The following is a 10,452-nucleotide window of genomic DNA, read 5'->3' as shown; positions in this document are numbered from 1 at the left end:
GCACGCCGCACCGCATGGACCCGGCCGGTGGCTGCCCGCACGCGGCCAACGCCCGGCTGCTCGCCGAGAACGCGGTCGCCGAGGTCGTCCTGCCCGGCGACGTCCCGGCCATGGCCGTCCTGGGGCACGAGGCACTGAAGGAGTTCCTCGCCCGGCCGGACGTCGCCAAGGGGGCCGCGCACTTCGCCGCGCTCCAGGCCGGTGAGATACCCGACGGCTGGCCGCTGAAGACCTTCGCCACCGTGCAGGGGATGACCACCGCCGACGGTGACGACCACCGGCGGCTGCGGTCGCTGGTGAGCAAGGCGTTCACCGCTCGCCGGGTGGAGGCGCTGCGGCCGCGGATCGCCACGGTGACCGCCGAGCTGCTCGACGGCCTCGCCGACGCGGCCGAGGCGGGCGGCGGGGTCGCCGATCTGCGCACCCACTTCGCGCTGCCGCTGCCGATGGGCGTGATCTGCGAACTCCTCGGCGTGGACGCCGAGCACCAGGACCGGCTGCACCATCTGTCGAACCAGGTCGTGAGCACGTCCATCGGTCCCGAGGAGGCGATGGCCGCGAACCGCGAGATGGTGGAACTCCTCGCCACGGTGGCCGCGACCCGGATGCAGGACCCCGGTACCGATCTGACCAGTGCGCTGATCGCGGCCCGCGAGGAGGACGGCGACCGGCTCAGCCGCCAGGAGCTGATCGGCACCCTGCTGCTGATGATCATCGCGGGTCACGAGACCACGCTGAACCTGATCACCAACGCCGTGCGCGCCCTGTGCACCCACCGCGACCAGCTGGAGCTGGCGCAGTCCGGCAAGGCGGGCTGGGCGGACGTGGTGGAGGAGACGCTGCGCTGGGACAGCCCGGTCAGCTTCTTCCCGTTCCGCTATCCCACCCGCGACATCACGCTGGACGGGACCGTGATCCCCCAGGGGACGCCGGTGCTGGCCGGGTACTCGGCGGCCGGCCGCGACACGGCCGCGCACGGACCGGACGCGGACCGCTTCGACATCACGCGCACCGCCGCGACCCGGCATCTCTCCCTCGGCCACGGCGCGCACTACTGTCTGGGCGCGCCGCTGGCCCGGATGGAGGCGACGATCGCGCTGGAGCAGCTGTTCACCCGCTTCCCGCAGCTGGACCTCGCGGTGCCCGACGACGAACTGCCGCGCCACGCCAGCTTCGTGGGCAACAGCGTGCAGAAGCTCCCGGTGCGGCCGGGGGGCTGACACGGCGGGTCCGGGGCGCGGTTCCAGCGGGTACGGCAGCCCGGCAGCCCCCGCGCCCCGCTCAGCGCAGCGCCGCGTCCACCGCGGCCTGCGCGTGCAGCCGGGTCGTCGGGAACACCGGCACCGGGCTGTCCCCGGCCCCGATCAGCAGCTCGATCTCGGTGCAGCCGAGGATGACGCCCTCCGCGCCCGCCGCGACCAGCGCGGCGATGACCTCCTGGTACGCGGTACGGGACTCCTCGCGTACGACACCGAGGCAGAGCTCCTCGTAGATCACCCGGTGCACCAGGGCGCGCCCTTCGGCGTCCGGGACGATGACGTCGAGCCCGTGCCCCGCGAGCCGGTCGCGGTAGAAATCCTGCTCCATGGTGAAGGCGGTGCCGAGCAGCCCGACCCGGCCGATGCCCGCGGACCGTACGGCGTCGGCGGTGGCGTCCCCCAGGTGCAGCAGCGGGACGGATACAGCCGCCTCGACCTGCCCCGCCACCTTGTGCATGGTGTTGGTACAGATCAGCAGGAGTTCGGCGCCCGCGGCCTCCAGCCCCTTCGCGGCGTCGGCGAGGATCTCGCCCGCCCGCTCCCACTCCCCCGCGGCCTGGAGCTCCTCGATGTCGGCGAAGTCGACGGAGTGCAGTACGCACCGGGCGGAGTGCAGGCCGCCGAGCCTCTCGCGGACGAACTCGTTGAGAAGCCGGTAGTACTCCGCGCTGGATTCCCAGCTCATGCCGCCGATCAGTCCGATGGTCCTCATCGCTTCACTGTGCCAGCCCCGCGGGCGGCGGGGCGAGCTGCGGCCCCCGGCAGGGGTGACCGACACTGGAGGGCATGTCTGAGGTCATCGCCGTCACCGGAGCCGGCGGCCGCATCGGCGGCCGTGTCGCACGTCGTCTCGCCGAACAGGGCGCCGCGGTGCGGCTGTTGGGACGGGATCCGGCGCGGTTGCCACGGATCGCGGGGTCCTCGATCGCGCCCGGTGCGCCGTACGGGGACGGCGAGGCGATGCGCGGTGCGTGCGAGGGCACGGGAACCCTCTTCCTGGTCTCCGCGCACGAGGCGCGGGACCGGGTGCGGGAGCACACCACCGCCGTCGACGCGGCCGTAGCGGCGGGGGTCGGCCGGATCGTGTACGTGTCCTTCCTCGGCGCCGCGGCGGACGCCACGTTCACCTTCGCCCGCGACCACTGGCACACCGAGCAGCACATCCGGGCCTCGGGAGTGCGCCACACCTTCCTGCGCGACAGCTTCTATCTGCTCGCACTGGCGTCGATGGCCGGGGCGGACGGGGTGATCCGCGGACCCGCGGGCGAGGGGCGGGTCTCGGCCGTCGCCCACGACGACATCGCGGACTCGGCGGTGAGCGTGCTGCTCGGGGAGGGCCATGACGGCCGGACGTACGACATCACCGGACCGGCGGCCCTCTCGCTGACCGAGGTGGCCGCCGAGCTGAGCCGCGTCACCGGCCGCACGGTCCGCTACGAGGACGAGACCCGGCAGGCGGCCTACGCCTCACGCGCCGGATACGGCGCCGAGGACTGGGAGGTGACCGGCTGGGTCACCTCCTACGAGGCCATCGCGAACGGGGAGATGGCCGAGGTCTCCGACGCGGTGCCGCGGCTGACCGGGCGTCCCGCGCAGAGCCTCGCCCGGTACCTGGCCGAGAACCCGGACGCCTACCGGCACCTGACGCCCTGACGCCACACGTCGCTCACCAGCGGCACGCCGGGACGGTAGGCGAGATGGACATGGCTCGGCGCGTCGAGCAGCGCGATGTCCGCGCGGGCGCCGGGCGCGATCCGGCCGATGTCGGTACGGCGCAGGGCGGCGGCGCCGCCCGCGGTGGCCGACCAGATCGCCTCGTCCGGGGTCATCCCCATGTCGCGTACGGCGAGGGCGATGCAGAACGGCATCGACGAGGTGAACGACGAGCCCGGGTTGCAGTCCGTCGACAGCGCCACAGTGGCTCCCGCGTCGAGCAGCCGGCGCGCGTCCGGCCACACGGCCCGGGTCGAGAACTCCGCGCCGGGCAGCAGCGTGGCGACCGTGCCGCCGTTCGCGAGAGCGTCGACGTCCGCGTCCGTGAGGTGGGTGCAGTGGTCGGCGCTGGCGGCGTCGAGTTCGACGGCGAGCTGGACCCCGGGGCCGAAGCTCAGCTGATTGGCGTGCACGCGGGGGATCAGGCCCTTCGCCCGGCCCGCGGTGAGGATCGCGCGCGCCTGGTCGCCGTCGAACGCGCCCTTCTCGCAGAAGACGTCGATCCAGCGGGCGTGGGGTGCACAGGCGTCGAGCATCTCGCCGGTGACCAGGTCGACGTAGCCGGCGGGGTCGTCGGCGTAGTCGGGCGAGACGATGTGCGCGCCGAGGTAGGTGACCTCCTCGGTGTGCTGCGCGGCGATGCGCAGGGCGCGGGCCTCGTCGTGGGTGGTGAGGCCGTAGCCGGACTTGGTCTCGAAGGTGGTCGTGCCCTGCCGCAGGGCCTCGTCGAGATAGCGGGTCAGATTGGCCTCGAGGGCGGCGTCGCTCGCGGCGCGGGTGGCGGCGACGGTGGTCCGGATGCCGCCGGCGGAGTAGGCGCGGCCGGACATGCGGGCGTTGAACTCCGCGGTGCGGTCGCCGCCGAAGACGAGGTGGGAGTGGGAGTCGACGAAGCCGGGGATCACGGCGCGGCCGCCGGCGTCGAAGGCTTCGTCGGCGGCGGGCGCGTCCGCGGCCGCTCCGACCCACGCGATGCGGTCGCCGTCGATGACGACGGCGGCGTCGAGGACGAGGCCGAGGGGGGTGGCGTCGCCCTGGGCGGGGTCGTTGGTGACGAGGCTGCCGATGTTGGTGACGAGCGTGCTCATGGGGTCCTCTCGGGTCGTTCCGTACCGGGGGCTCATCCGGCCCCGCACCCGCGCCGCCGGCGATGCCGGCGGCCGCGCGCGCTCAGGCGTTCCGGGCCTCAGGCCCTCAGCCCGGTGATCGCTTCCGCCAGGGCCGATGCCACGTCCGGAACCCGTGTGTGGGTGCCGGAGCGCACCACATGACGGCCCGCGACCACCGTGTCCCGCACGTCCGCCGAGGTCGCGGCGAACACCGCCGTCTCCGCCGCCAGCCGCGCCACCGGACCCGCCGTGCGGACCGAGTCCAGGGCCACGGTCGTGAAGTCGGCGAGCGCGCCGGTCTCCAGGCGCCCCGCCTCCTCCCAGCCCAGTGCCGCGTGCCCGTCGCCGGTCGCGGCCCGCAGCAGCGCCGCCGCCGTCCAGTGGCCCCGGGTCCGGGTCCGCAGCCGTTCGTTCAGCTCCATCGCCCGCGCCTCCTCCAGCAGGTCGATCACGGCGTGGCTGTCGCTGCCGAGCGAGAGCGGTGATCCGGCACGCTGGAGGGCGGCGGCCGGGCCGATGCCGTCGGCGAGGTCGCGTTCGGTGGTCGGGCACATGCAGGTACCCGTGCCGGTGGAGCCGATGAGCGCGATGTCCTCGTCCGTCAGATGGGTGTTGTGCACGCCCGTCGTACGGGGGCCGAGCACACCGTGGTCGGCGAGCAGCCGCGTCGGGGTGACGCCGTGCGCCGCGCGGCAGGCGTCGTTCTCGGCCGTCTGCTCGGAGAGATGGACGTGCAGCGGGGCCTGCCGGGCGGACGCCCAGGCGGCGACGGTCTCGAGTTGCGCCGCCGGAACCGCCCGTACGGAGTGGACGGCCGCGCCGATCCGCACCTGGTCGCTGTCCTTGAGCAGCGCGGCACGCTCCGCCCAGGCGTCCGCGGTCTTGTCGGAGAAGCGGAGCTGGTGGGCGTCGGGCGCCTTGCCGAAGCCGGACGACAGATAGGCCGTGTCGAGCAGGGTGATGCGGATACCCGCGTCCGCGGCCGCCGCGATCAGGGCCTCGCCCATGGCGTTGGGGTCCGCGTACGGCACCCCGCCGTGCCCGTGGTGCAGATAGTGGAACTCGCCCACCGCGGTGATCCCCGCCAGCGCCATCTCCGCGTACACCGCCCGCGCCAGCGCGTGGTACGTCTCCGGGGTCAGCCGGGACGACACCTGGTACATCACCTCGCGCCACGTCCAGAACGTGCCCGAGCCGACCTGGACGGTGCCGCGCAGCGCCCGGTGGAAGGCGTGCGAGTGCGTGTTGGCGAGGCCCGGCAGCGTCAGCCCGCGCAGCGCCACGGCGCCGGGCTCCGGTGCCCCGACGCCGGTGCGGACGGCCACGATCCGCCCGTCTCGCACGTCCAGTGCCACACCCGGCTCGACATAGCTGTCCAGCCAGGCGTGTTCGGCCCAGTACGTCGTCAGCGGCACGCGAGACCCTCCAGTACGTCGGCGAGCGCCAGTACCCCGGCCACACAGTCGTCCTCGGCCGCGAACTCGGCCGGGGAGTGCGAGACACCCGTGGGGTTCCGTACGAACAGCATGGCGGTCGGGACCGAGCCGGAGAGGATTCCGGCGTCGTGTCCCGCGCCCGTGCCGAGGACGGGCACCCGTCCGCCGAGGATCCGGTTCAGCTCGTCGCGCAGGGCGTGCTCGAACTCGACGACCGGCGTGAAGGACTCCCGTACGACGGTGAGGTCGACGCCGTCGCGCTGGGCGCGCTCCTTGGCGGCCTGCTCGACCGCGGCGACGACGGTGTCGAGGGTGGCCTGGTCGGCGGCGCGTGAGTCCAGCCAGCCGCGCACCAGGGACGGGATGGCGTTGACGCCGTTCGGCTCGACGGCGATCTTGCCGAAGGTGGCGACCGCACCGGCGAGTTCCGCCTCGCGGCGGGCGGCGAGCACGGTCTCCGCGTAGGTCAGCATCGGGTCACGGCGGTCCACGAGGCGGGTGGTGCCGGCGTGGTTCGCCTCGCCGTGGAAGTCGAACCGCCAGCGGCCGTGGGGCCAGATGGCGGAGGCGATGCCCACCGCGTCGCCGGACAGGTCGAGCGCGCGGCCCTGCTCGACGTGCAGTTCGACGAACGCCCCGATCCGGGCGAGACGCTCCGGGTCGGGCCCGATCGTCTCAGGGTCGTAGCCCGCCGCCTCCATGGCCTCGGGCAGCGAGACGCCGTCGCCGTCCCGGAGCTGATACGCCTTCTCCTTGGTCAGCTGTCCGGCGCTGAGCCGGGAGCCGACGCAGGCGAGGCCGAAGCGGGCGCCCTCCTCGTCACCGAAGTTGGTGACGGCCACCGGCCGGGTGAACTCCGCTCCCCTGCGACGGAGTTCGTCGAGCGCGGCGAAGGAGGACACCACACCGAGGGGGCCGTCGAAAGCGCCGCCGTCGGGGACGGAGTCGAGGTGCGAGCCCGTCACGACGGCGTTGCCGGCCTGGGGGTCGCCGTGCCAGGCCCACTGGTTGCCGTTGCGGTCGGTCTCGTAGGAGAGGCCGCGGGCCTCGGCCTGCTCCTGGAACCAGGTCCGGCAGTCGGCGTCGGCCCCGGTCCACGCGTGGCGCCGGTAGCCCTTGGTCTCCGCGTGCCGCCCCACGGGGGCGAGCTCGGCCCACATCGAGTGGAACGAGCCACCGCCGTCGCTCACGACTCCTCCCGCATCGGGACGCGGACGCCCTTGTCGTCGGCGACGGACTCGGCGATGTCGTAGCCCGCGTCGACGTGCCGGATGACGCCCATGCCCGGGTCGTTCGTCAGCACGCGGCGGATCTTCTCGCCGGCGAGCTTGGTGCCGTCGGCGACCGAGACCTGGCCGGCGTGGATGGAGCGGCCCATGCCGACACCGCCGCCGTGGTGGATGGAGACCCAGGACGCACCGGAGGCGACGTTGACCATCGCGTTCAGCAGCGGCCAGTCCGCGATGGCGTCCGAGCCGTCGAGCATGGCCTCGGTCTCGCGGTACGGGGACGCCACCGAGCCGCAGTCCAGGTGGTCTCGGCCGATCGCGAGGGGGGCGGCCAGCTCGCCGCTCGCCACCATGTCGTTGAACCGCTCGCCGGCGCGGTCCCGCTCGCCGTAGCCGAGCCAGCAGATACGGGCGGGGAGGCCCTGGAAGTGGACCCGCTCGCCGGCCATCTTGATCCAGCGGTGCAGCGACTCGTTCTCGGGGAAGAGTTCGAGCATCGCCTTGTCGGTCTTGTGGATGTCCGAAGCCTCGCCGGACAAAGCCGCCCAGCGGAAGGGGCCCTTGCCCTCGCAGAACAGCGGCCGGATGTAGGCGGGCACGAAGCCGGGGAAGTCGAACGCCCGGTCGTAACCGGCCAGTTGGGCCTCACCGCGGATGGAGTTGCCGTAGTCGAAGACCTCGGCCCCGGCGTCCATGAAGCCGACCATCGCCTCGACGTGCCGGGCCATGGACTCCCGGGCGCGCTGGGTGAAGTCGGCGGGCTTCTCGGCGGCGTAGGAGGCCATGTCGTCGAAGTCGACGCCGAGGGGCAGATACGCCAGCGGGTCGTGCGCCGAGGTCTGGTCGGTCACGATGTCGACGGGCGCGCCCTCGGCGAGCATCCGCGGCAGCAGTTCCGCCGCATTGCCGAGGAGGCCGATGGAGAGCGGGCGGCGGGCGTCCCGCGCCTCGGTCGCCAGCTGGAGCGCGTGCTCCAGGGAGTCGGCGCGCACGTCCAGGTAGCGGTGCTCGATACGGCGGTCGATGGCGCGCGGGTCGACGTCGATGCAGATCGCGACGCCGTCGTTCATCGTCACGGCGAGCGGCTGGGCGCCGCCCATGCCGCCGAGACCGGCGGTGAGGGTGATCGTCCCGGCGAGGGTGCCGCCGAACTTCTTGGCCGCGACCGCGGCGAAGGTCTCGTACGTGCCCTGGAGGATGCCCTGGGTGCCGATGTAGATCCAGGAGCCGGCCGTCATCTGGCCGTACATCGTGAGGCCGAGGGACTCCAGGCGCCGGAACTCCTCCCAGTTCGCCCAGTCGCCGACCAGGTTGGAGTTGGCGATGAGCACACGCGGGGCCCACTCGTGCGTCTGCATGACGCCGACGGGGCGGCCGGACTGGACGAGCATCGTCTCGTCCTGCTTGAGCGTCCGCAGCGTGCGCACCATGGCGTCGTAGGAGCGCCAGTCGCGGGCGGCCTTGCCGGTGCCGCCGTAGACGACGAGCTTGTCGGGGTGCTCGGCGACCTCGGGGTCGAGGTTGTTCTGCAGCATGCGGAGGGCGGCTTCCTGCTGCCATCCCAGGGCGCTCAGTTCCGTACCGCGCGGTGCCCGTACCGGAGTGGAGGGCGGCCCGGAGGGCCTCGGCTGAGGGCGGTGGTGGGAGACGGGTGGGAGGGGTCCTGACATGGCAATGCCTCCTCGCGACTGCGACTGCGATGCTGGTGCGACGGTGAATGTTGCCGCTTCTATTCACATCCTGGAGGTCTGAATAGTCTTAGTCAACAGCTGCACCCGGTCCCGCCGGATGATTGGCTGGCACACATGTCTTCCGAACGCCGGCACCGAGCCGTACGAGCAGCCGTCGAACAGGGCCTTCTCAGCGAGGAGCAGCCCGTCGCGGCCCTCCTCGACGTGGCCGGGATCCGCGCCTGTGCAACCGCCCTGCGGGACGCCTTCGCCGCCGTGACCGACGCGACCGTGCTGCACGCCTTCGCCGTGAAGGCCGCGCCCCTCGTACCGGTGCTGGCGCTGCTCGACGACGAGGGCATCGGGGCGGAGGTCGCGAGCCCCGGCGAGCTGGCGCTGGCCCGGGCCGCGGGTGTACGCCCCGAGCGCATCGTGCTCGACTCCCCCGCCAAGACCCCGGCCGAGCTGCGCGAGGCCCTCGCCCTCGGCATCGCGGTCAACGCCGACAACCCCCAGGAACTCGCACGCATCGACGCCCTCGTACGGTCGGCGGGCAGCACGTCGCCGGTCGGACTGCGCGTCAACCCCCAGGTCGGCTCAGGGGCCATCGAAGCGCTCTCCACCGCCACGGCCACCTCGAAGTTCGGCGTCGCGCTGCGCGACGAGGGCGCCCGCGAGAGCGTCGTCCGCGCGTATCTCGACCGGCCCTGGCTGACGCGGCTGCACACCCACACGGGCTCGCAGGGCGTACCGCTCACGCTGATGGCCGAGGGCGTCGCCGCGGCGTACGACCTCGCCGAGGAGATCAACCGGGCCGCCGGCCGGCAGCAGATCGACACCCTGGACATCGGCGGCGGGCTTCCGGTCAACTTCGCCTCCGACGAGCAGACCCCGTCCTTCGCCGAATACGCACGGCTGCTCCGGGAGCGGGTGCCGGGGCTGCTCGACGGCCGGTACGGCCTGGTGACCGAGTTCGGCCGATCGCTGCTCGCCAAGCACGGGCTGATCCTGGCCCGCGTGGAGTACACCAAGACCTCGGGCGGGCGGCCCGTCGCGGTCACCCACGCCGGCGTGCAGGTCGCCACCCGTACCGTCTACGACCCGGCGTCCTGGCCGCTGCGCATCGATGCCTACGACGCCAAGGGACTGCCCCGGACGGGCGAGAAGGTCGTGCAGGACGTCGCGGGCCCGGCCTGTTTCGCCGGGGACCTGCTGGCCGAGGCCCGGGCGCTGCCGCGGCTGGAGCAGGGCGACGTGATCGCCGCGCTCGACACCGGCGCGTACTACTTCTCCAGCCACTACGGCTACAACAGCCTGCCGCGGCCCGGGGTGCACGGGTACACCACCGGCCCGGACGACACGGTGCGGTTCTCGCTCGTACGGGCTCCGCAGACCATGGCCGAGATCGTCGCCGAGTCGGGCGGAGCGCGGCCGGACGCCCTGCTGTAGGCCGTGGCGCGCGGCCGGGGAGCGAGTGTCGTACCCGGCTGCTTTCCTGTGAGCATGGCCAACACGAGTGTTGTCGTCGAGCGCAGGATCGCGGCCCCGCCGGCCGCCGTCTGGGACGCCCTGACGGATCTGGAGAACGCGCCGAAGGTGCTGAGCGGTGTGGACGCGGTGGAGGTCCTCTCCCCCGGCCCGTTCGGCGTCGGCACCCGCTGGCGCGAGACCCGGCGCATGATGGGCAAGCAGGCGACCGAGGAGATCTACGTGACGGCCAGCGAGCCGCCCGCCCGCTATGTGGCGGAGGCCGACTCGCAGGGCGCGCACTACGTCTCGGAGTTCCTGCTGCGGGCGGAGGGCCCGGACGCGACACAGGTGCGGATGACCTTCAGCGCCGAGCCGCCCGGAGGGTTCGCCGGGCTGCTGGCCAAGGTCCTCGGTCCGCTCGGCGCACGGGCGGTGTCCAAGGCGATCGCGAAGGACCTCGACGACGTGGCGGCCGCGGTGGAGGGCCGCAGCACCTGATCCGGGGCGCGGCCTCTTCCCCGGACAGGGCGCGCGGACTCCTCCCCGCCTGGGCGGCCTCTTCCCCG

The 10,452-nt window shown here is 73.2% G+C and carries 9 protein-coding genes; 4 read left to right on the top strand and 5 right to left on the bottom strand.

Translation table 11 applies throughout. The features are described from left to right. Nucleotides 1-14 precede the first annotated feature (14 nt). Nucleotides 15-1,220 (top strand): cytochrome P450, encoded by a 1,206-nt coding sequence (locus ACFWU3_RS09465; protein WP_384433647.1) that lies wholly within the window; start codon nt 15-17, stop codon nt 1,218-1,220. A 61-nt stretch (nt 1,221-1,281) separates the two neighbouring features. Here the strand turns inward: ACFWU3_RS09465 and ACFWU3_RS09460 are convergent, their stop codons facing one another. Then, entirely contained in the window at nt 1,282-1,971 is a 690-nt protein-coding gene (locus ACFWU3_RS09460) for an aspartate/glutamate racemase family protein (RefSeq protein ID WP_384433567.1), read from the bottom strand. A 74-nt stretch (nt 1,972-2,045) separates the two neighbouring features. Between ACFWU3_RS09460 and ACFWU3_RS09455 the strand changes: the two genes are divergently transcribed. Continuing rightward, nucleotides 2,046-2,912 (top strand): NmrA family NAD(P)-binding protein, encoded by an 867-nt coding sequence (locus tag ACFWU3_RS09455; protein ID WP_384433564.1) that lies wholly within the window; start codon nt 2,046-2,048, stop codon nt 2,910-2,912. Here the strand turns inward: ACFWU3_RS09455 and hutI are convergent. The 4 genes from hutI to hutU form a co-directional block, all read right to left on the bottom strand. Next, nucleotides 2,891-4,060, bottom strand: a complete 1,170-nt coding sequence (gene hutI, locus ACFWU3_RS09450) for an imidazolonepropionase (protein ID WP_384433561.1) — start codon at nt 4,058-4,060, stop codon at nt 2,891-2,893. The genes ACFWU3_RS09455 and hutI overlap by 22 nt on opposite strands. A 98-nt stretch (nt 4,061-4,158) precedes the next feature. Beyond that, a complete protein-coding gene (locus tag ACFWU3_RS09445; protein ID WP_384433558.1) occupies nt 4,159-5,496 on the bottom strand; it encodes a formimidoylglutamate deiminase in 1,338 nt (445 codons plus the stop codon). Continuing rightward, nucleotides 5,487-6,677 carry an allantoate amidohydrolase gene (locus tag ACFWU3_RS09440; RefSeq protein WP_384433644.1) on the bottom strand — a complete coding sequence of 397 codons (1,191 nt, stop codon included), beginning with the start codon at nt 6,675-6,677 and terminating at the stop codon, nt 5,487-5,489. Before ACFWU3_RS09440 ends, ACFWU3_RS09445 begins: the two co-directional genes overlap by 10 nt. Before the next feature lie 26 nt (nt 6,678-6,703). Further along, nucleotides 6,704-8,416: a urocanate hydratase gene (hutU, locus tag ACFWU3_RS09435; RefSeq protein ID WP_384433556.1), complete on the bottom strand. Its 1,713-nt coding sequence runs from the start codon at nt 8,414-8,416 to the stop codon at nt 6,704-6,706. 135 nt (nt 8,417-8,551) lie between these two features. On the opposite strand from hutU, the gene ACFWU3_RS09430 reads away from it, so the two are divergent. Next, nucleotides 8,552-9,865 carry a diaminopimelate decarboxylase gene (locus ACFWU3_RS09430; protein WP_384433553.1) on the top strand — a complete coding sequence of 438 codons (1,314 nt, stop codon included), beginning with the start codon at nt 8,552-8,554 and terminating at the stop codon, nt 9,863-9,865. A 54-nt stretch (nt 9,866-9,919) separates the two neighbouring features. Next, the gene (locus ACFWU3_RS09425; RefSeq protein ID WP_384433550.1) at nt 9,920-10,384 is read left to right on the top strand and encodes an SRPBCC family protein; all 465 of its coding nucleotides are present in this window, start codon (nt 9,920-9,922) and stop codon (nt 10,382-10,384) included. The last annotated feature ends 68 nt before the right edge of the window (nt 10,385-10,452 follow it).

The organism is Streptomyces sp. NPDC058685 (assembly GCF_042714725.1).
Classification (GTDB): domain Bacteria; phylum Actinomycetota; class Actinomycetes; order Streptomycetales; family Streptomycetaceae; genus Streptomyces.
The sequence above is the reverse complement of the archived record's forward strand: the minus strand, read 5'-3'. Positions and strand labels throughout refer to the sequence as shown.

Bases quoted from the DNA above. Each gene is read 5' to 3' on its own strand.
- ACFWU3_RS09465 (WP_384433647.1), top strand. From the start codon at position 15: ATGGACCCGGCCGGTGGCTGCCCGCACGCGGCCAACGCCCGGCTGCTC.
- ACFWU3_RS09460 (WP_384433567.1), bottom strand. From the start codon at position 1,971: ATGAGGACCATCGGACTGATCGGCGGCATGAGCTGGGAATCCAGCGCG.
- ACFWU3_RS09455 (WP_384433564.1), top strand. From the start codon at position 2,046: ATGTCTGAGGTCATCGCCGTCACCGGAGCCGGCGGCCGCATCGGCGGC.
- hutI (WP_384433561.1), bottom strand. From the start codon at position 4,060: ATGAGCACGCTCGTCACCAACATCGGCAGCCTCGTCACCAACGACCCC.
- ACFWU3_RS09440 (WP_384433644.1), bottom strand. From the start codon at position 6,677: ATGTGGGCCGAGCTCGCCCCCGTGGGGCGGCACGCGGAGACCAAGGGC.
- hutU (WP_384433556.1), bottom strand. From the start codon at position 8,416: ATGTCAGGACCCCTCCCACCCGTCTCCCACCACCGCCCTCAGCCGAGG.
- ACFWU3_RS09430 (WP_384433553.1), top strand. From the start codon at position 8,552: ATGTCTTCCGAACGCCGGCACCGAGCCGTACGAGCAGCCGTCGAACAG.
- ACFWU3_RS09425 (WP_384433550.1), top strand. From the start codon at position 9,920: ATGGCCAACACGAGTGTTGTCGTCGAGCGCAGGATCGCGGCCCCGCCG.